The sequence below is a fragment of the Pseudomonas sp. PDM32 genome (assembly GCF_019219225.1).
In the GTDB taxonomy this organism is placed as follows: Bacteria; Pseudomonadota; Gammaproteobacteria; order Pseudomonadales; family Pseudomonadaceae; genus Aquipseudomonas; species Aquipseudomonas laurylsulfatiphila.
This window is the reverse complement of record NZ_JAHUWE010000002.1, coordinates 1-19,572: the sequence shown is the minus strand read 5'-3', so window position 1 is coordinate 19,572 and position 19,572 is coordinate 1. Positions and strand designations below refer to the sequence as shown.

Genomic DNA, 19,572 nt, shown 5'->3' with positions numbered 1-19,572 from the left:
TAAGCAATATAGGAAAGGAGTAGTAATGTCTTCTAAATTTCGTCAGTCGTTAATGAGGCTCGATGGGTATCAGGAAATTGATCAGAAGAGTAGCAAAGAGAAGGATGAAGTAATAAGGTCGAGCGGGGCAGGTGTTGAGGAGATTGATTTTAAACTGGGATCGGCCGTATATCATAGTCTTCAAATTAGTACAGATACTCTTACTATAAGTATTATAAATGTTTCGTTTCGATTCCCTACGGAGAAAAAGTCAGAGCGCTCAAAGCTATACTCCATGATAAACGCATACAATAAGTCTAGAATTGCACTTAAGGCAGTACTTGGTGATGTGCAGAAAGAGTACTTTGAGGTTAAATTTAGCGTGGAGTTTATTTGTCCAGATGTTCTTTTGAATGATGAGATTATTCATCCGGCTGTAAAGGTTCTAAGTACTAGTGGAAGGCTGTTGCTTGGGAGTTTGGGGGGGCACGGTATAACAATAAAAGACGTCAAACAGAATGACTAAAATCATACTTATAGTATATACGCTGGTTACGTCTTTGGCTTATACGGCACTAGTTGCATATTTTAGCACTCAGACGTCAGGTTGGAGTATCAGCTATATAGGTGCAATTTTAATTGCCGCTACAGCGCTTATAGCTGTGGGGCGTGAGAAAATATCTGATGTCGATACAAATAAAAAACTTAAGGAAAAGACTGATGAAATCGACGCTCTAAAAAAACAATTAAAACAAAAGCAAGCGATGTTGCATTCCGTAAAGTCTAATGTGATTCACAATGTCATTAATGTGAGTAGCGCGGACGAGCTTTTGAGTACTATGAAAGGTCTCGCAACGTTGCTTAACGAAAGCCCAGCTATCAATAATATTGATTTTGATAGTGATCTAGATGCCGGCGGATACCTCGATATCCTAAAGATTAAGGTTAAGACCCAGTAAAAGTACCAGGTCGGCCTAATTTTTAACCTGAAAGTTAAAATTTAAGTCATTGCCCGTATAAGGCGGCAGACCAGCGTTTGCCGCTCATACGACATTAAACTCAACGTTTTTCAGCCGCCCTCTATACACAGCCGGAGAATATCCAAATTGCTATAAGCATTGTGCACCCTCGCCGGCTAGCGTGATTCGTTGAAGTGGGGTATTACTGAAGTGCCGGAGCGGGGCCCTACCCCTGCTTAATCCGGTGGGAGGCACCTGCTTAGCGGGTGCCTTTTTTGTTTGGTTCAGTCCAATCGGTGAGCATGAGTCAGGCCGCGAGGCGCTGGTACAGCTCGATGATGTCGGCAGCGTTGGCGCTGACCAAGGCCTCCGCCTCATCCGGACAGACGCTGTTGCCGATCAGTCGGACCTGGTCCGTCTTGTTGATGTCGCGCCATTCTTCGGCACCGGTTACCGGGTCGACGAACAACCCGCGATCAATGATGTAGTCCTTGTCGAAGCCTTGGGCGGCCTTCAGCTCAGGCGGCTGGAGCATGCGCAGGGTGATGTCCACCAGCACATAGCCGCCGACCATCACCAAATCTGCCGGGTCTTTGAAGTGTTCGGGCAGATGTTCATGCATGAAGGCAGCACAGCGGCGGGCGCCTTCCTGTTGCTCAGGCGTCAGTGTGTCTGGCACCTGCACGACTTCGACCAATGCGACTCGATCCTTTGTCGGCAGGGTGTGCATCGGCTCGGTGAGCGATATACCGTCCTTCTCGTTGCCGTAGTACTTCACCAGGTAAGCGTTCGCCAGTCGCTGGTTAGCACCTGATTGGCAGATGGTCGAGAGCGGCGAGTCGGCGGCGCGGCCGTCACCGTTATAGAACCCGCCGTTCGCCTGTTCGAAGAAGGCCGCCGAGACTGCATGGTGCCCGGTGCTGGTGGCCACCACACCGAGGGGGCCGGCAACGTCGGCGCCGACCGAACCTTTCCGCAATGTCACCATGTTCGCCGCCGCCATCGCGAAGTGGCCACCCTTCACTTGTGCGACCTGGGTACGTAGCGGCTCCAGTGCGCTGAAGTTGCGTTGCGACGAGCCGTTGGCGCACTCGGTGAGGAACGGCGCCACTGCTGGCTGCACTAGCGCGTGATGTGTGCCGCCGGCGCTGATGGTCGATAGCGCCTCGTCGACGCCGTGGGTGCTGGTATGTGCTTCGGACGTGCCGCGCATCGGGACAATGAACGGCTTCGCGCTGGTCAGTACGTGCCGCCAGCAGCCCTTGGCCACGCGGCGCATGGTGTTCACCGCCATCGGCTTGTCACGGAAGATCATGCGGCCCAGGTTACTCCAGTCGATGCACTTGGCTGCGGTGCGCCACGGCAGTTGCTTTGCGGTCGGGGCCTTGTGGCGCTTCGGCGCTGGCCAAACGATTGGCTTGCCGTCGCGGCGCGCCACCAGGTAGAGACGCTTGCGGATAGTTGGGGTGCCAGCATTGGCCGCGATGCGTTCGCGCCACTCGACGTTGTAGCCGAGGCCACGCACCAGTGCTTCCATCGGGACGAACTCCCCAATGGCCTGCATGATCTCCGGCATATCCGGGTGGTCGGCCGGCAGACCGGTGCTGATTGCGGCGATGAATGCCTTGAAGGTGCGGCCGCGCTCGGCCTTGATCGGCTGCCCCTCGTCGTTGATCGGGCCCCAGTCGCAGAACTCTTCGACGTTTTCCAGAAACAGCAGGCGCGACCGTGTGATGAACAGCCAACGGATCACAACCCAGGCCAGGCCGCGAACTCCGCGATCACGCGGCGCGCCGCCTTTGGCCTTGCTGTGGTGGCGGCAATCAGGTGATGCCCAGATGATCGCGACGGGCTGCCCGCCGGTGGCTTCCCGCGGATCGACCTCGTACACGTCGGCAACATAGTGTGCCGTCTTCGGGTGATTGGCGCGGTGGACGGCCAGAGCGATCGGGTTATGGTTTACCGCTACGTCTGGCTCTCGGTATGCCCGAGCGATCCCAGTGCTGGCGCCGCCACCGCCGGCGAACAGGTCCACCACCAGTTCTTTCTGGAAGGGCAGGCCCATGCTTGGCAGGCCATGGATGAGCTGGGGTTTCTTCTGTTGTGCGGACATAGGGGATCCTCGACAGGCTATAGTCAGAAGTTCGATGGTTTATGGAATTGAGGTGAGGCTGTGAAAGATCCGCACAATACTGTTGAGCGATTGACGAAGGCTCTTGAGGCAATGGCTACCGGAGGTAGCGCACCTCATCGTGTCCAAATCGTCCTCGGTGAGCTATTCCCGCTTTTGCCTTCTGAGTTTCCGACAGAAGAGGCTCGATCTCTTTTCGAGACAATCGTGTCGTTCGATACGAGCCGCTCCGCGATTTCGCTCGATGAGTACGAGCAGTTTTTTCAGAGCGTTTGGGATCTTTACTGGCTGATGTCTGCCAACCGCCAATACAAATAGCCTTGGTTGGCTTGATTCGTAGAAGTGGAGTGTTTTCGGCCCGGCATGGAACCTAACCAAGGAGACTTTATGAAGCTGTCTACATCCGATTCTTGGGGAAAGATTGAGAGGGCTCGATTCCATCTTTCTGAACTTTACAGGCAGGTTCATGGATTCATTGACGGAGAGTTACTTCAGATTCCTGTATATAAAGTCACTCTTCCTGAGCAAGGCTATATTTCACTCAGAATCCAAGAGATCCCACCTATCTCTGCAGGTTTTCGTTTGATACTTGGGGATGTGATACACAACTACAGATCCTCATTGGATTATCTGTGGTGGCAACTTGCATGTAGAAACCTAGGAAGAGAACCAACAAGCAAAGAAGCAGGCGGTGTGCAGTTTCCTCTGCTTTCCGTCGAGGGTGATTGGGGTGTGCACAGATCCTTTAAACACGTTGCGTTGCCGGATGTTGAGTTTTTAAAGCGATTTCAGCCGTTCAATGCCGCTGCCGATCAAACAATGGTGCTTGAGGCTCTGCGTGAAATGTCAAACCATGACAAACATAGAACCTTAAATCCTACGCTAACCAAAATAAATGATTACACAGTCAAAAATATCGGCGATGCTGATAAAGCCATATATGTTGAGGTCAAAGACCTACCCGAAAAATTACGTGTAGATAGCGAAATTGCAAAAGTGTTCAAAGAGTTTGAAGGTGAGTTTTATTCCACTGCTGAAGTTTATGTAGAGTTTCGTGCGTGTTTGACAGTTCACGATAAATGGAATGTTTTCTCGGTACTGGAGGAAATCGACCATCAATGTGAGTTAATGTTGAACGAGGCCAAGCGGATTTTGTAACTTGTTAAACCTTCAATCTGTCGCAACTGCTGTTTCGTAACTGCGATCTAAGGTCGCGACATGATAGCGAATTGGGCGAACTCTTCGAATCGCAGTCAGACGGCTGCGCGTTTGAGTTGCTCGATGAGCTGGCCTGGCAGGTTGCGCAGGGTGAGCGTACCACCAGCTTCATCGAACTCGACTTTGGAGCCCAGCAGGTGCTGCTCGAAGCTGATCGACAGGCCCTCGGCGCGACCGGTAAAGCGCCTGAATTTGTTTAGGGTCTTCTTGTCGGCGGGGATAGTTTCCGACAGACCGTAGTCCTTGTCGCGGATGAAGTCGGCGAACATCTTCGGCTGGTCTTCATCGATCAGCTCGGACAGTTCGTCGAGGGTTATCGGCTCGCCCATCTTGGCCTGGGCCATGGATTAACTGACCAAGGCGTGAGTCTTCTCGCGGGACGACTCTTCGCCCAGGTCCTCGCTTTCCACGAAGTCACTGAATGCCTTGAGCAGTGTTCGGGTTTCGCCCGGGCCGTCGATGCCCTCCTGACAGCCAATGAAGTCACGGAAGTAGTCGTTTGCCTTCCGGCCGTTCTTGCCCTTGATGAACGAGAGGTACTGGCGCGATGCTGGGTTGCTCTTCCACTCACTGAGGTTGATGCGTGCGGCCAGATGGATGTGATCGAGATCCAGGCGACGAACAGGCGTCAACGTCAGCCCCTCGGTCATGATCACCGCCTCGGCTTCCTGCAGCAGGGCGATGATCAGGTAATCGGTCAGGCCTTGCTGGTAATGGCAGAACAAGACGTTGCCGCCGACCGAAAGGTTCGACTCTTCCATCAGCTTCGTCAGATGCTCGACGGCGTTGTCGCTGAAGGAAACGAAACCTTCGGTACCGGCCAGGTACTTGCCGAGCCACCCACTGAATGGAAAGGCGCCAGATTCGGCGTGAAAGAACCCCCAGGCCTTTCCTGACTTGGCGTTGTAGCTTTCGTTGAACTTGTTGATAAGTTCGTCACGGGCTTGGCTTTCGACCAATTCGGCGCCGCTATAGTGCAGGATTGCCGGGCTGCCGTCGGGTTTCTTGTCGATCTTGTGGATGATGCTGTGGAGAACAGGCATTGCGGTTACCTCGGGTATGCGCCGCCCTCCGGGACCGGATGCGACAGTGGCAATTTCGGTGGTGGTGGGGTATTTGTGTTCGCCCGGCATGGGGCTGGGTCAAGGAGAAAGCAATGCGATTGGCAAGAACGGACTACTACCATCGATTTATCTATGGACAGCCGGGTGTTGAAGTAATGGAGATGACTCACCAGAATGGTGACCTTTCCGAAATCTACGTGACTGATCCACAAGGCGGCTTTAGGACGATCTATGCGATGGTTTTCAGACCGGATGGCTCGTTCGTCAACGAACTACACATCACCGTCGATTCGCTTACCCCATCCCAGGTCAATAGTTGGGATGATCCAAACAATCCATTCCGGCTAGGTTGCGAATGGGCTGAAGCAACATCAGGTAGTCCCATGCTCGAGGATTAATCAATCAGGCGCCGCCCTCCGTGACCGGATGCGCAGCACAATGTATCGTATGGTTTGTGCATTCAGGGAGGATTGTGATGTTTTGGTACGGCAGCGAAAAAAGCAGGTTCCGGGCTCAGCGCTGGATATCATTTATCGTGCTGTTCTTCGCGCTAATTTTTCTGATCTCAAAAATATACCTGTTCGTTGTAGGCGACGGGTCCGGGTATGACATATTTAAGGGCTTCGTCGCCACCGGAGTTGGATGCCTCATGCTTTACTTTTCCAATAAGTGGTGAGAGTGGGCGCCGCCCTCCGTGACCGGACGCGACAGTGGGGTGGTGGTTATTCGTCGTGACAGATGCGAAGGGCTTCGCGGTTGTAGGCGAGTTCAAGTTTGCGCGACACGTTTTCGGGTATCACGTATTCGTGTCGCGGCGGCGCGAAGAATGGCGCGGAACTAGTAGGTCCTAGAGCGTGCAGGTGATGTAGGGCGAGTGTCATCGCTTCGCCCTGTTCATCGATCTGGTGCCATTCCATCAAGTCGGCCAGCACTTGCCGGGTGCCGGCCATGGCATGCATTCGCAACTCTTCCTCGCCGCGAGCCTTTCGCCTCGCCGCAGTCTTTTCCGACCGCTCCTGTCCACTTTTGGCCATGGTCAACCTCTTCTATTCCGCTGGCCGGCAATTCCAGCCAGGTTTGTCGTTTGCGTTGCTGCACGCGTGCCGTCCTGCGCATCAGGCTGATACCGGGAAGTCGAGCGAGTAATCGACGATCATCCGGCGGCACAGCGTTTCGCTGATGCCGAGGTGCTTGCTGGCCTTGTACCGCGTCATGCCGGCCGCTTTGCACTCTGCCAATTGAGCAGCCAAGGCGGCTTTTTCGTCGTCGCTGATGAGTCGCCCGCGCTTGGTCTTTGGCGCCTCGATGTTCCGATAGCCGTACGCCGGCTTCGGGATTTGATTGACGCCTGGGCTGTCCTTGCCAAGGCCAGTTGAGATCAACTGAGCCCGGCCCCCAGATGCGAAGAAGGCAGCTTTCGCCGCCTCCAGTCCACTTTGCCGCTTTGCGGCTTCTTCGAATGCTTGGTCCATATCAGGATGCTCGGGAGTTGAGGGTGATGCCGTGGAAGTGGGCAATGCGGCGCAGGACGATTCGCCCGATGCCGAGTTGTTCAGCGATTGCCATCTGGCTCATGTTGGCCCGGGCCAGTCGGCGGATGCGCAGCACCAGCTTCGCTTCAGCCTTGCGCCGCTCATCAAGCGTTGCGGCGGTGGTTGTAGCGAACTTGATGCCGTACAGGCCGGCGATGTTGTTGATAGTTCGGGTCGACTTGCCAAGGGCTTTTGCGGCGGCGCAGACCCCAACGTCGGTGAAGCCACGGATGGCCTCGACCAGGTCGTCGTCAATCGGTGGCGCAGAAACATGCAATGGGTCTGGATAGGCCCTGAATGAGTCCGCGACGACCAGAACCTTGCCGCCGGAGGCTTCGAACTGGGCAACTGCTTGCATCAGTTCGGCGGCGTTCACGATCACGCGCCTAGCCGATGTGCTTGCGCTCGAGCATTGTCCGCGACCTCATCAACCATGCGATTCAGTTCCAGGTTGAACTGGACAAGCTCTTTGTGCAGGTTGGCGATGTAGTCTTCGTCTCGGTAAACCGTCTCGATGTTGATGCGGTACTGCTTCCGCCGCTGCTGGATGCGCGAATCTCAGGGATGGCGACCAATGCTTTCACGCTAAGCGGCCTGGAGGAAATCGACGGCTGCCTTTATGCGAAGTCGTGGTGGTGCAGAGAGGCTTGAGTTTTGGCAGGACGTCGGACTGGATACTGCTGAAAGTCGTAGAGCTCTGTATGAATCCCATATGGTTCCACTACATCCTTCAGCAGCGTATGAAACTCCAGTTGCAGCGCAGTCCGCACTCGGCGCACTTCGTTGGTGGAGCCGGTGGATCCACATCCGACTCCAGTATTTTTATGGGCAGCAGCGTAAAATATGCCTTTTTCTGTCATTTATCAGTTGGCGGTCTCAGTGCCAACAATGTCGCCGCCAACAAATCAAGATGCGGTTGGGCCTCCGCAAATACCCGCTCCGCTTCCTCAAGTCGTTCTAGAGCCTCAAAAAATGTATCTGGATTGTCGGTCCTCGAAAGGTCAAAAAATGTGGTGCCAGTGGTGGTTGCTCTAGGAAGATCACTGGGTAAATTCAAATGTCTTGAATTCACTGTCTCAAAAATTATGTCTCTCATCAGGTCGTTGTCCAGCGTCCTAAGCTTATCGGTAATAAGTTTAATTTCCGCATAAACGAGCTCTCCAAACTGAATCACCTCTGTTGGATTAAGTATTTTTCCTTGATGGATTATCTCATTGCGCTTAGGAGGTATTTTGGTGGAGAGGTTAAATTCGGATTTGAATACAGCAGAGTACATGGCGAGAAATGCGCCGATCTGCCGTTCTGATTGTTTGGCCATTTGCTTGTACGTTAACGTAAAGAGGCTCGAGTCAATCCCAAGCTTTCGCGAAAGCACTAGGATCGCGAACTCAATTGCTCTTTCGTAGGCTGAAGACAAACTAGAGGCCGCTTCTAGCGTATATCCATGTAGTAAGGCTTTGGCGGCGGACTCAAGTAATATTTCAAATTTTAGGCTTTGTAAAACAATTGCAGATTTGTGCCCTCTACTACAAGTAATGTAGCCAACAGCTTCCTCGTAGTAATCCGTTGTAATAAATTCAAAGCCAGGGTGTGAAAGCTCTTTATGGCATTCCATACACATTATTTGTAGTTTCATATGGCGTCCTTTTTGAGTTTTACAAAAGATAATTTTCTACTGTAAATGGCGGCGCGTTCAGCTTTTTTAGCTGAGTGATCGTCTCCATCTGGAATCCAGTGCCCGTATACCTGACGATCATCGTCCAGTCAGTATGCCCCATCCACTTTGGCGCCCGCACTGGATGTAGGGTAGAGGGTTACGATTCTTTAATTTCGGGCGTAACGAGATCAGCCCACTCCTGCATCATTTCCCGGCGCTGATCCAGATAGGCGGCGTGGTTGTACACGTCGCGGATGGTGCCGCTGTCTGCGTGAGCAAGTTGGCGCTCAATCCAGTCGCGTTTACCCGTGGCCGTTCTTCTTGGTGGAGAACAAACGCAGGAGCCTGTGAAGAAACTACTTGCTCAGTCAATCCAGTGTCATCATCACCGGGAGTGTCATCTTGATGAACTCTTCATTTTTATCGATGGTGTCCAAGGCGCCGCGGACGTTATCGGCTACGTCGGCCGAGCCGCGTTGCTCGACCCAGTTCGAAAGCTCCAGGATGGCGGTTTCGAAGGCGAGTTGGTTTTCGTTAATTTTGAGAGCAGGGAAGGGAGCAGGTCTGAGTTGGGCATCGCGATACCTCTATAGATGAGGGAAAGCGTAGTAGTCGCGGTCAGTTTCGGCATGGATGTGTTCGATCGGCAGAACGCCGGAATGCAGGGACCCTCTCGTCGAAAGCCTGTAGGGACTTTTGCGGGGAAACGTAAATCACGGTTAAGCACGGTATGGCATCGATTGCAGTGGGTGCCGTTCCAAGGGGCTGATCTGTAAAGCTTTTTAGCTCCCCTGCAAGCATGGGGGGCTAGGGGTCGAGTGTTCGAATCACTCCGTCCCGACCATATTTTTCAATGAAAAGCCCAACTCTAACCAGTTGGGCTTTTTCATTGGTGAGCGGGGCGAAGGTTTTCCTCCCGCCAGAGATTCGCCGCTGTCACCCGCGCTTTCTTCCAGGCCGAATCATTCATCCGGTACATCGCATTGCCGTTGTACGGAAAATACCAGTCCTTGCTCTGATCGCGCTGCTTGTCGATGATCGATTTCGCCACGCTGTTCAGCACGTCCAATCGCTCATCGCCATTTTTCACACCTGACCGCTCGTTTCTGCCGCCAAAGTCACCCTGGCGATCGCAGCGAGGCCGATTGCCTGTCAGGCCTACACCAATAAAGTCTCAACACCGAAGTGACAAAAAACAGCCTGATCGGATGCGTCAACATCCAGGCTAACCACCACCCCCACAGATTGTCCCAGCAAGTCCCGCCAAGCCTCCTATAGACACATTTTTGATGATTATTGATTTTCTAATCCCCCCTTCAGCCGTTTTAAATGCGCCTCGAGGGTAAGCAAAGGCAGGTCCTGCAATTCGCTTTGACGCAAGCTTCTAATGCCGCCAAATCCGCATCTGCAGAATCTGCTCCTCCTCACCTTGTGGGGTGTTCCCCCACACCTTCAACCAGGGCTCGCAGACGAAAGTTCACACGCCGCATTTCGGTTTTTCCCCGGTTCGAGACTGGGTTAAACCGCACAAAGGAGGGATGCCAGGATGCTGATAAAAATCGAAAAAGCGCGGACACCGCAAGACTGGAATGTCTGGATGAACGCGTGGTGCGTCACGTTTCGCAGCTATGCCGAAGCCCTGGCATTCGTGAGCAGATTGGAAGGCAGGATAAATGCCCCACACCCGTTGCCTGTCAGCGAAGACAGGCTTGTATTGGAACGGTGAACCCCCGACAAATGCCGGGGGATCTGCGCGAGTTGGCGCGGGTTCTATTTCGATACCACGATGCCTGCTGGCTTCCAGGTGCCTTCGCCAGCCGGCAGGACTGAAGGCGGCGTCTCCTTGGGCCAATAGAGGCGCATCACCAGGTAAATCGGGCCGTCGGGTGCGGGCAGCCAGTTGCCTTCCAGCACCTTGCCGGGCGACTTCTGTTGGATGTAGAGGGTCAGTGACCCGTCGGCATTCTTTTTCATGCCGGGCAGCATGGGCGAGTTCAGTAGATAGCGGTCGATCGGGTTCTTGATAAGGAGCTGTGTTTTGCCGTCGTACATCGTCACCGACCAGAAGGCGTTCACTGGAGGTAGTTGCCCCGCCGGGAAGGTGAGTGTGTAGTTATGCTTGCTGCCATCCAGTGGTTCGCCGGTCGCGGTTGTGCGGGTGATGGGGTAAGTGGCTTCGACGGCATCGTTGCCGTAAATACCGCCTTTGGCCGCCGCCGCGCGCTTCAACCAGTCGCCATTGTAGAAATGGCGGTCGCCAAAGTACGAGCCGATGCCCCAGCCATTGACGTTCTTGAGTCCGCCGGACAACCACTTGTCCACCTTCTCGTCACCTTCCTTCATGCCCAGCAGGACAGCGGCCTTGTGTTCGAGCGAGAGGTCCTGGAGCTTGAAGCTCTTGCCCGGTCCAATGCCGATTTTCGCGATTCGCGCCCGAATTTCCCGGTCTTCCGGTGTTGGCGGTACGTACTGGAGTGCGGCATCAAGGTATTCGAAGAAGTTCTCCTTGATCCCCTTAGTGGTGCTTGGAGGGAAATTGATAACCGGCGATGCAGGTGCCGCCGGTTGTTTCAAGAACGCCGACAGCGGCTGGGCTTTGTAGCCGGACTGCACCTTGACCACATTCGGCATGTCCTTGGGATTGAAGAGCTGGGTTCGATAGCCTGCCACCGTGAAGGGCGTTGTCGAATGGAATACTTTGCTGATGCCGGGTGGCATAGAGCCCTTCCAGTCAGGCCCTACCACCATGTAGTTACCCGGGCCGTTCCCCGTGGTGCGGCTGCCGATGTAGCCGTAGTTGTAGGTGTTGCCGTCGATCAGTTGCACCGAGTAATACCGTTTCTTTTCCACTGCGGGTACCGTGAGCACCATGGGCTCAGCGCGCAGATCCAGCCAGAGGAAGGAGTAGGGGGTATCGCTGTTGGGCGTGACGATGGCCGTATCCTGGTAAGTGAAGACACGGGGTTCGTTCTTGATCTGGTTGAAGGGGGCCTTGAACTGCGGGCCGCTTTTGTCCACGGCGTACTCATACATGACCGCGTAGTTCATTACGATCGGCAGTCCGTAGATGAAGGCTTCCTCGGCGATGGCCTTCGTTTCCGTGAGGCTGGGCGCGGCGATGCCCTTGGCTGCATCGGCTTTTTCGGCCTGGGCCACGGGATCGTTCTTGCTGGCACAGCCTGATACAAGCGCCACCGAAGTGGCAGCGATGGCGATCCATTTTATGCATGAATATTCCGGTTTCATCCTTTGTCGCTCCTGACCAAATCATCTTTGCCCTGGATGTCTTGATCAGCGATTGAACACGTCGAGACTCCAGCTGGTTTACTGCCGTATCTGAGCGTAGGTCATGAAGCAAACCCCCGCTATTGACTGGGGGGCAGCCAATGTTGGGGGCAAACTTCTTCAGTTGGGGCAAGCAGACAACGGAATCGAAGTGGCGACTAATGAGGGGCGTCAGCTGGTTTCTTTTCCGGAACGATGAAACGCACTGTCGTACTGGTAAGGATCTTGTGAGTCGGGTCGGCCACTTCAAGAAGAACCTGGTGAGTGCCGGGGGGCAGTCCGACCAGGATAATCGGGTCTTCACTGGTGTGCGCCCATGTACCTTTCCAGTCGTCGACGGTCACGTGAAGGTGCCCGAGACGGGGTGATACATCAGCCGCCGCTTTACCAAATACCGGCATGATCCTCGCGTGCTCTGTGCGGTACTGGATAATGACGACTCCGCGGGCAAGGGGCTCGGCAAGCGGCGGCTCGGCAATGAGTCTTGGCGCCGTCTCGGATTCCAGGGGAAGTATTGCCGGTGGGTGATAGGCGTCTGCTGTTCCTTCACCGCGCGCGGCTGCGCAAAAGAACACCGCCAAAACAAAGGCCAATGGATTTCTGAGAGAGAGGGACATGGTGTTTTTCTCCCGAGTGATCTCATTCAAGCCTAGATCAAACCGAGTATTGCCCCCGTGTGTATTTGAAATCTGAATCGGCTGCTTGTTTCAGCGACCGGTTGAGCCCACAGGTGGCTGCAGCCCTTCGCGACAGATAGCAGCGCGTCGAATGCAGAGCGCTCAGCTTCTATATTTCAGCGCCTCCACAAACGCAGAAAAGGCGGGAGATGCCTGGCGTCTGTTGGGGTAATACAAATGGTAGCCCTGAAACTCAGGGCACCAGTCGGCCAAGACTTCTTTGAGTCGGCCGTCGGCCAGATACGGTGCTACCAATTCCTCTGGTACATAGGCCAGGCCAACGCCATCAACGGCGGCATTGAGAACATGCATGATGCTGTTGAACACAAGTTGTCCATCTGCCTTGACTGTAAAAGCCTGGCCATTTCTTTCAAATTCCCATGCGTAGATCACACCTGATGGTCTATGTCGGATATTCACGCAGTCATGCCCGGTCAACTCATGGGGGGTTGTGGGTGCCGGGTTGCGTTCGAAGTATTCTGGAGAACCCACTACTGCCAACCGCCAATCCGGCCCTATGCGAACGGCGATCATGTCCTTGCTGATCGATTCGCCCAGGCGAATACCCGCATCAAATCGCTCCTCGACCACGTTGGTGAACCCATAGTCGACGTAGAACTCCAGTGTGATATCCGGGTAGCTCTTCAGGAAGCTTGCAAGCATCGGCCGAATGCACAACTCAATCTGATCGTCAGTACAGGAAATACGAATCGTGCCACTGGGCTTGTCCCGCAGTTCGCCCAGCGCTTCAAGCTCGGCGGTGATCTGGTCAAAAAGCGGGGCGATCGAGCGCATTAACCTTTCTCCCGCCTCTGTGGGCGACACATTGCGCGTCGTGCGGGCCAGCAGCCGTATCCCCAGTCTTTGTTCAAGTGCCCGGATCGTATGACTCAGCGCAGAAGGCGTAACGCCCAGTTTGGCGGCGGCCTTGGTAAAGCTTTGGTCGCGTGCCACCGCCAGAAAAGCCTGGAGATCGTTGACTTTGGTATTGGCCATTGCTGAATTTTTCTCAAAATCACATGAAGATTATCCTTACTAATCAAGATATCTCGAATCCGTCAAGCTCTGTCACCTATCTGGAACGGAGTGCTGATGATGAGCGAGACACCTTTAACCCTTCTTGAAGCTACAGAAGCCTTGCTCCCTCGAGGGCTTGATCGACGTGAGTTCGTGAAGGCCACCGGCGTTAGCATTGCGGCTCTTGGCGTCCTTTCGGGCGCAGTCGGCCCCGCCTTTGCAGCTGACTCAAAAAGTGCAGGCAGCCCGCCGGAAGGTGCCGACAACTTTTACAAAAGCGCCAAGGTCACCGTGCAAAAGGTGACCTTCAAGAACTCATACAATCTTCAAATTGTGGGCAATCTTGTAACGCCCAAGAATCTGGCTGCAAACGCTAAAGCGCCTGCAATTATCGTCGGTCATCCCATGGGCGCAGTCAAAGAGCAAAGCTCCATGCTCTATGCACAAAAGCTGGCGGAACAAGGCTTCGTCACGCTCGCGATTGACTTGCCTTTCTGGGGAGAGAGTGAGGGCCTGCCTCGAAACCAGGTCGCCCCCGAAATGTACGCCGACGCGTTCAGCGCTGCAGTTGACTACTTGGGTACGCGGGATTTCATTGATCGCAAGCGTATCGGCGTACTGGGTATCTGTGGCAGCGGTGGCTTTGCCATCAGTGCGGCCAAGATGGATTCTCGTTTGAAAGCCGTGGCCACTGTCAGCATGTACGACATGGGGGCTGTCACTCGTCATGGTCTGGGGCACTCAGTGACTGCCGAGCAACGCCAGGCCATGCTCGTCAAAGCCGCCGAGCAACGCTACGGCGAGTTCTCTACCGGGCAAATGCATTTCCTCAACTATTTGCCAGTGCAGCCTGGTAAAGATGCAGACCCGGTTACACGTGAATTCTGGGACTTCTACCGTACGCCACGCGGTATCCATATCCCTCATGGCAGAACGTTGGAGCTGACCCAAAACCGCGCCTTGACCAGTGAAGTCCGGTTCGTGAATTTCTATCCATTCAACGATATCGAGACGATTTCCCCGCGACGGCTGCTGTTCATCGCTGGCGATCGGGCGCACTCCAGAGAGTTCAGCGAGGAGGCCTACCAACGTGCCGCCGAACCTAAGGAACTGGCCTGGGTTCCCGGCGCGGGGCACGTCGATCTGTACGACCGCGTGAACTTGATTCCCTGGACCAGACTCACCGCCTTTTTTACCCGGCATCTGACGGTGGTTGGCTAAAAGACCTGTGTTTCAGCCAACCACTATTTGATGAGAGGTTTTTAATGACGACTCAAGTATTCGACTCCCCGGCTGGTGATGCCCTCGGCACGCCGGGGGCTGGGGAACTGCAGGCTTACTGGAGTGGCATCTTTGCGATGACACTGTGCGTATTCGCACTCATCGCCTCGGAGTTCATGCCTGTCAGTTTGCTCACACCGATTGCATTGGATCTGCAAATCAGTGAAGGACTGGCCGGGTATGGGATCGCCATCTCCGGCGCCTTCGCGGTGCTGACAAGCCTTTCGATTTCCAGGCTTGCTAGCTCAATGGACCGCAAGACGCTGTTGCTGCTACTGACCGGGATTATGTGTGTGTCGGGGTTGGTGGTCGGTCTGGCGCCAAACTATACGGTGTACATGATGGGGCGTGCGCTGATCGGCGTGGTGATCGGCGGATTCTGGTCGATGTCGGCGGCAATGGCCATGCGCCTGGTACCGTCCCGTAGCGTGCCCAAGGCTCTGGCAATCTTCAACGGCGGCAATGCTTTGGCAACCGTAGTGGCCGCACCACTGGGAAGCTATCTGGGCAGCGTCATGGGTTGGCGGGGGGCTTTTTTCTGCCTTGTTCCGGTAGCGATCATCGCGTTGATCTGGCAGTGGATCAGCCTGCCAGCCATGAAGGCGGCGCCGCGCAAAGCGGGCGCGGGCAATGTCTTTCGATTGTTCAAGAGCCCATTGGTCAGTTTCGGCATGTTGAGTGTGGGCACTTTCTTCATGGGGCAGTTTGTATTGTTCACCTATCTGCGCCCGTTCCTGGAGACCGTCACCGGTGTAGATGTCTCCATGTTGTCGATGATCCTGCTGGTCATCGGTGTGGCGGGTGTCGTCGGAAACATTCTGATCGGCACTTTCCTGAAAGTCGGCATGTACCGCGTCCTGGTCTGCATTCCACTGTTGATGGCCGCCATTGCACTTTCCTTGATTGTCCTTGGCGGCGGAGTCGTGGCAGCTTTTGTATTGCTGGGGCTGTGGGGCCTGGCCGCGACAGCCGCACCTGTGGGGTGGTGGTCGTGGTTGGCCAAGGCGTTACCCGGGGATGCTGAAGCGGGTGGCGGCCTGATGGTGGCGGTCATTCAGCTATCCATTGCGCTGGGCTCTACCCTCGGCGGGCTGCTGTTCGACGGGAGCGGTTATCGCATGACATTTCTTGCAAGCGCTATCTTGCTGGTACTTGCGGCAGTGACGACCTTTTTCACATCGCGAAACCAGGGCTAACAGAAGGCAGATGCCAAGAAGCTGTTTCGTAGCTCAAGGATCTGGGTGGTTCAGCCCCAAATATAGGGTGAGCGAACCCCGTGATGGGGAATTTTTTACCACCCGAATAGACCGTTTCAGTGCAATCGCTGGGCCCGGCTTTGCCCATGCCAAATGGCTTGGATTTTGCTCAGGTACTCATACTGAAGCATTCATTGAATGCGGTATCCGGAGATTCGAGCCATGTGGGCAAAAACTCTGCTTCTCGGCGTCATGTTTGGAATCGGGATCGTTACCAGCGGTTTGGCTACGAGCATGGTCCTGTTTTGGTGCGAGTTGTGTTAACCGATATCCCTTCTTCATGGTCCTGGTGACGGCGGTTGCGATGGCCTATGCCTGAATTCCCATCTCCCCCTGTGCGGCTTGTAACGCTCGCTCCTCGGTCAGCGGCATTAAAGTTGGCTGCGCGTTACTGGCGTGCGAGTAAAGAAAGTAGTGCCCTGAATCGTCCAACAATATCCGGTGCAGTTCTGATGGCCGAAAGTTGTTACCGATATGAATACGTTCCTTGATGATCTCGAAAGTCCTGATCCCATGCTGTCGCATTGCAGTTTCAAAGGCTTCGTAAAGACTTTCTCTGCGGCGTCGGTTGTTTCGAGCATTTAGCTTGAAAAAAACCACCATCAGCACGGCATAGCTGATAAGGAGTAGCACAATGGCGCTAGGGCGCATGCGTGGAGCTCCATGTCCTCTCAATCGCTGTGCCTTTCAGTGTAGGCGCGTTCCGGGTGAAATCTTCATCTCATCCCAAGGTCATGGAGCGTGCTGCCGTTGAGTCAGGTCGCGCGCGCCAGGATCGCCTGCGCACGGCCTATGACAGGCGCATCGACCATTTGCCCATCGAGCACGAACACGCCTTCACCCGATCGGGCAGCGTCCATGATGCGTTGTGCCCAGAGCAGTTCCTCCAGACCGGGTTTCAGCGCTTGATGGATAATCGCCACTTGGCTCGGATGGATACATAGCGCGCCACCAAATCCCATGTCGCGGGCAAACTGAACGGTGCTGTGCAGGCCGACGGTGTCCTGTATAGCCGGAAATACCCCATCCAGCGCCGGAGCAAGACCGGCCACCCGAGTCGCGAGCAGTACTGCGTATCGAGCGTGACTCAGAAACTCTTTGGCGGCAGGGCTGCCGGTGGTCAAATTCAGGTCCAGGCCCAGGTCCAGGCTTCCGAATGACAAGCGCTCAACGCCCTGGGCCCGGGCAATCGCTTGGAGTTCGGCCAGGCCCCTGGCGCTTTCGATGATGGGCCAGATCGATTTTTGGGTCTTGGCAGCCGTGAGGACGTGCTCCGCGCTTTCCGCTTTGGGCAGCAAAATGCCGATCACGCCAGCGTGTCGTCGACAAAGCTTCAGATCCGCCGCGTGGGCCCAGTGGTCCGGAGCATTGACTCGTACCAGAATCCGGGCTTGCGGATGGTCACTCAAGAAGCACTCCAGGTTATCCCTCGCCTGGTCCTTTAGGTTCTCCTGCACGGCATCTTCCAGATCGACAATGACCCGGTCCGCACCGATAGCGATGGCTTTGGGTATGCGCTCGGGACGTGTGGCCGGGACAAACAGGGCGGAGCGAACAATGGAGGTATTCATGGTGTTTCTCCCAAGCTGAACTCGACTTCGCCGATCTGCGCCGTACCGTCCTGATTGCCTGCCCACAGCTGTGCCTTGCCGCTATCGATCAGGCGTCCGCCGACCTCGAAAGGCTGAGGCGAAATCAAGGGACGGACGCCTCGGAAGGTGAAGCGCTTCAAGCGCGCGTTCGGGTGCGCTTTGGTAAACGCGCGCAAATTCAGCGTGGCGATCAGGGGACCATGCACCACCAAACCCGGGTAACCCTCGGTCTCCGTGACGTATGGCCAGTCGTAGTGAATCCGGTGGCCATTGAAGGTGACGGCCGAGTAACGGAACAGCAAGGTCGGGGAGGGGACGACCGGGTCCCGCCATTGGCCTTGCGGGATCGCTTCGGTGCCGCTCAGTTTGGGTGGAGTGGGCTCGCGGTAGACGATGTCCTGCTCATCCTGCAGGGCACGTTTGCCGTCCTGAAAATACTCATGGCGCACCGTGACGAACAACAAGGAACCCGTGCGCCCGTGCTTCTCTTCGACGTTGAGAATGGTTGACACGCAGTTCACGTCAGCCTCCACCGTCAACGGCTGGTAAAACTCGAGTCGACTGCCCGCCCACATGCGGTTGCGATTGTGGGCGGGGGGCAGGAATCCCCCGAGCGCCGGATGACCGTCCGGACCCAGTTCATCGGCGGTAACCGGTTCCTGAAAAAACGCCCAGTGCCACAAAGACGGCAGCGATTCACCCGACCGGGGTGCCGGCTCGCCCAACGTCGCGGCAATACGTTTGACCAAGGTAAAACTGATCCGGTCCTGGCTTTCCTGGCGACGTCCAATCCAGGCTGAAAAATCGGAACTGCTCATATTTATCGCTCCTGTCGGTCGGTAATCAGGCCAGGGCGGCCATTTCTGGAATCGCTTCAAACAAGTCCGCCACCAGGCCGTAATCGGCCACCTGGAAGATCGGCGCTTCTTCGTCCTTGTTGATCGCAACGATCACTTTGGAGTCTTTCATGCCGGCCAGGTGCTGGATCGCGCCGGAGATACCGACGGCGATGTACAGCTGTGGAGCAACGATCTTGCCGGTCTGACCGACCTGCATGTCGTTCGGAACAAAACCTGCGTCGACCGCAGCGCGGGAAGCGCCCACAGCAGCGCCCAGCTTGTCGGCCAGGGCGTACAGGTGCTTGAAGTTGTCGCCGTTCTGCATGCCACGGCCGCCGGAAACGACGATCTTGGCAGCGGTCAGTTCCGGACGATCGGACTTGGCCAGCTCTTCGCCGACGAAGCTGGAGATGCCAGCGTCGTGGGCAGCAGCAACCGCTTCAACAGCAGCCGAACCACCTTCAGCGGCAACCGGGTCGAAACCGGTGGCACGCACGGTGATCACTTTCATTGCAGCGTTCGATTGAACGGTAGCGATGGCGTTACCGGCGTAGATCGGGCGCTTGAAGGTGTCAGCGCTTTCTACCGAGATGATCTCGGAGATCTGGTCAACGTCCAGTGCAGCGGCAACGCGCGGCAGGATGTTTTTGCCGTTGGAAGTGGCGGCAGCCAGGATGTGGCTGTAGCCCGCAGCCCCTGCTTCTTGAACGAGAGCAGCGACCAGCGGCGCAACGTTTTCCGGCAGCTGGTGAGCGTAGGCGGCGTTGTCGGCCACCAGCACTTTAGCCACGCCAGCGACTTTCGCCGCGGCTTCAGCCACACCACCAACGGATGCGCCGGCCACCAGCACGTGGATCTCACCACCGATTTTGGCGGCGGCAGCCACAGTGTTCAGCGTGGCCGGGGCCAGCACTTTGTTGTCGTGTTCGGCGATTACCAAGATAGTCATGATTAGATCACCTTCGCTTCGTTTTTCAGTTTCTCGACCAGTTCAGCCACCGACTTGACCTTGATACCCGCGCTGCGTGCAGCCGGCGCTTCGACTTTCAGGGTCTTGTTGGTGGAGGCGGTGGAAACGCCCAAAG

General features: G+C 55.4%; 21 protein-coding genes and 5 pseudogenes. 9 read left to right on the top strand and 17 right to left on the bottom strand.

What is annotated here, in order from left to right; all coding sequences use genetic code 11:
* Positions 1 to 25 precede the first annotated feature (25 nt).
* Both KW846_RS03460 and KW846_RS03455 read left to right on the top strand, forming a co-directional pair.
* Positions 26 to 505 carry a hypothetical protein gene (locus KW846_RS03460; RefSeq protein WP_218481335.1) on the top strand — a complete coding sequence of 160 codons (480 nt, stop codon included), beginning with the start codon at positions 26 to 28 and terminating at the stop codon, positions 503 to 505.
* Positions 498 to 938, top strand: a complete 441-nt coding sequence (locus KW846_RS03455) for a hypothetical protein (RefSeq protein ID WP_218481334.1) — start codon at positions 498 to 500, stop codon at positions 936 to 938. The genes KW846_RS03460 and KW846_RS03455 overlap by 8 nt, the downstream gene beginning before the upstream one ends.
* Before the next feature lie 307 nt (positions 939 to 1,245).
* Here KW846_RS03455 and KW846_RS03450 read toward each other — a convergent pair whose 3' ends face one another.
* A complete protein-coding gene (locus KW846_RS03450; protein ID WP_218481333.1) occupies positions 1,246 to 3,051 on the bottom strand; it encodes a DNA cytosine methyltransferase in 1,806 nt (601 codons plus the stop codon).
* 60 nt (positions 3,052 to 3,111) lie between these two features.
* On the opposite strand from KW846_RS03450, the gene KW846_RS03445 reads away from it, so the two are divergent.
* Complete coding sequence (locus KW846_RS03445; RefSeq protein ID WP_218481332.1) at positions 3,112 to 3,387, top strand: hypothetical protein; 276 nt, start codon at positions 3,112 to 3,114, stop codon at positions 3,385 to 3,387.
* Between the two features lie 69 nt (positions 3,388 to 3,456).
* Positions 3,457 to 4,227, top strand: coding sequence for a hypothetical protein (locus KW846_RS03440; protein WP_218481331.1), 771 nt, complete (start codon positions 3,457 to 3,459; stop codon positions 4,225 to 4,227).
* Between the two features lie 95 nt (positions 4,228 to 4,322).
* Here the strand turns inward: KW846_RS03440 and yejK are convergent.
* Positions 4,323 to 5,330: pseudogene (gene yejK / locus KW846_RS03435) on the bottom strand (nucleoid-associated protein YejK).
* 113 nt (positions 5,331 to 5,443) lie between these two features.
* Between yejK and KW846_RS03430 the strand changes: the two are divergent.
* A complete protein-coding gene (locus KW846_RS03430) occupies positions 5,444 to 5,749 on the top strand; it encodes a hypothetical protein (RefSeq protein ID WP_218481330.1) in 306 nt (101 codons plus the stop codon).
* Positions 5,750 to 6,073: 324 nt separating this feature from the next.
* On the opposite strand, the gene KW846_RS03425 is transcribed toward KW846_RS03430, so the two are convergent.
* The 3 genes from KW846_RS03425 to KW846_RS03415 all read right to left on the bottom strand — a co-directional run bounded on the left by KW846_RS03425 (position 6,074) and on the right by KW846_RS03415 (position 7,259).
* On the bottom strand, positions 6,074 to 6,385 hold the full coding sequence (locus KW846_RS03425; RefSeq protein WP_218481329.1) for a hypothetical protein: 312 nt from the start codon (positions 6,383 to 6,385) through the stop codon (positions 6,074 to 6,076).
* 81 nt (positions 6,386 to 6,466) lie between these two features.
* The gene (locus KW846_RS03420) at positions 6,467 to 6,823 is read right to left on the bottom strand and encodes a hypothetical protein (protein ID WP_218481328.1); all 357 of its coding nucleotides are present in this window, start codon (positions 6,821 to 6,823) and stop codon (positions 6,467 to 6,469) included.
* A 1-nt stretch (position 6,824) separates the two neighbouring features.
* Entirely contained in the window at positions 6,825 to 7,259 is a 435-nt protein-coding gene (locus KW846_RS03415; RefSeq protein WP_218481327.1) for a hypothetical protein, read from the bottom strand.
* A 23-nt stretch (positions 7,260 to 7,282) separates the two neighbouring features.
* Between KW846_RS03415 and KW846_RS03410 the strand changes: the two genes are divergently transcribed.
* Positions 7,283 to 7,534, top strand: coding sequence for a hypothetical protein (locus tag KW846_RS03410; protein ID WP_218481326.1), 252 nt, complete (start codon positions 7,283 to 7,285; stop codon positions 7,532 to 7,534).
* A 205-nt stretch (positions 7,535 to 7,739) separates the two neighbouring features.
* Here the strand turns inward: KW846_RS03410 and KW846_RS03405 are convergent, their stop codons facing one another.
* From KW846_RS03405 to KW846_RS03400, 4 genes and pseudogenes are all read right to left on the bottom strand, one after another.
* The gene (locus KW846_RS03405; RefSeq protein WP_218481325.1) at positions 7,740 to 8,519 is read right to left on the bottom strand and encodes a hypothetical protein; all 780 of its coding nucleotides are present in this window, start codon (positions 8,517 to 8,519) and stop codon (positions 7,740 to 7,742) included.
* Positions 8,520 to 8,697: 178 nt separating this feature from the next.
* Positions 8,698 to 8,890: pseudogene (locus tag KW846_RS29920) on the bottom strand (integrase); the annotation flags it as partial.
* A gap of 18 nt (positions 8,891 to 8,908) precedes the next feature.
* A pseudogene (locus KW846_RS29915) lies at positions 8,909 to 9,117 on the bottom strand (hypothetical protein).
* Positions 9,118 to 9,432: 315 nt separating this feature from the next.
* Positions 9,433 to 9,660: pseudogene (locus KW846_RS03400) on the bottom strand (site-specific integrase); the annotation flags it as partial.
* 426 nt (positions 9,661 to 10,086) lie between these two features.
* Here KW846_RS03400 and KW846_RS03395 point away from each other — a divergent pair.
* Positions 10,087 to 10,266: a hypothetical protein gene (locus tag KW846_RS03395; protein WP_218481324.1), complete on the top strand. Its 180-nt coding sequence runs from the start codon at positions 10,087 to 10,089 to the stop codon at positions 10,264 to 10,266.
* Between the two features lie 44 nt (positions 10,267 to 10,310).
* Here the strand turns inward: KW846_RS03395 and KW846_RS03390 are convergent, their stop codons facing one another.
* The 3 genes from KW846_RS03390 to KW846_RS03380 form a co-directional block, all read right to left on the bottom strand.
* Positions 10,311 to 11,786, bottom strand: coding sequence for a DUF1254 domain-containing protein (locus KW846_RS03390; protein ID WP_218481323.1), 1,476 nt, complete (start codon positions 11,784 to 11,786; stop codon positions 10,311 to 10,313).
* 197 nt (positions 11,787 to 11,983) lie between these two features.
* A complete protein-coding gene (locus KW846_RS03385) occupies positions 11,984 to 12,442 on the bottom strand; it encodes a DUF6130 family protein (protein ID WP_218474660.1) in 459 nt (152 codons plus the stop codon).
* A 162-nt stretch (positions 12,443 to 12,604) separates the two neighbouring features.
* Positions 12,605 to 13,498 (bottom strand): LysR family transcriptional regulator, encoded by an 894-nt coding sequence (locus tag KW846_RS03380; RefSeq protein ID WP_218474657.1) that lies wholly within the window; start codon positions 13,496 to 13,498, stop codon positions 12,605 to 12,607.
* Between the two features lie 96 nt (positions 13,499 to 13,594).
* Between KW846_RS03380 and KW846_RS03375 the strand changes: the two genes are divergently transcribed.
* Entirely contained in the window at positions 13,595 to 14,740 is a 1,146-nt protein-coding gene (locus KW846_RS03375; protein WP_218481322.1) for an alpha/beta hydrolase, read from the top strand.
* Between the two features lie 44 nt (positions 14,741 to 14,784).
* A complete protein-coding gene (locus KW846_RS03370) occupies positions 14,785 to 15,996 on the top strand; it encodes an MFS transporter (RefSeq protein ID WP_218481321.1) in 1,212 nt (403 codons plus the stop codon).
* Between the two features lie 369 nt (positions 15,997 to 16,365).
* On the opposite strand, the gene KW846_RS03365 is transcribed toward KW846_RS03370, so the two are convergent.
* The 5 genes and pseudogenes from KW846_RS03365 to KW846_RS03345 form a co-directional block, all read right to left on the bottom strand.
* The gene (locus tag KW846_RS03365) at positions 16,366 to 16,707 is read right to left on the bottom strand and encodes a hypothetical protein (RefSeq protein WP_218481320.1); all 342 of its coding nucleotides are present in this window, start codon (positions 16,705 to 16,707) and stop codon (positions 16,366 to 16,368) included.
* A gap of 104 nt (positions 16,708 to 16,811) precedes the next feature.
* Entirely contained in the window at positions 16,812 to 17,627 is an 816-nt protein-coding gene (locus KW846_RS03360; RefSeq protein ID WP_218481319.1) for a CoA ester lyase, read from the bottom strand.
* The gene (locus KW846_RS03355) at positions 17,624 to 18,466 is read right to left on the bottom strand and encodes a MaoC family dehydratase N-terminal domain-containing protein (protein WP_218481318.1); all 843 of its coding nucleotides are present in this window, start codon (positions 18,464 to 18,466) and stop codon (positions 17,624 to 17,626) included. The genes KW846_RS03360 and KW846_RS03355 overlap by 4 nt, the downstream gene beginning before the upstream one ends.
* 25 nt (positions 18,467 to 18,491) lie before the next feature.
* Positions 18,492 to 19,436 (bottom strand): electron transfer flavoprotein subunit alpha/FixB family protein, encoded by a 945-nt coding sequence (locus tag KW846_RS03350; protein ID WP_218481317.1) that lies wholly within the window; start codon positions 19,434 to 19,436, stop codon positions 18,492 to 18,494.
* Positions 19,437 to 19,438: 2 nt separating this feature from the next.
* Positions 19,439 to 19,572, bottom strand: a pseudogene (locus KW846_RS03345) (electron transfer flavoprotein subunit beta/FixA family protein); the annotation flags it as partial.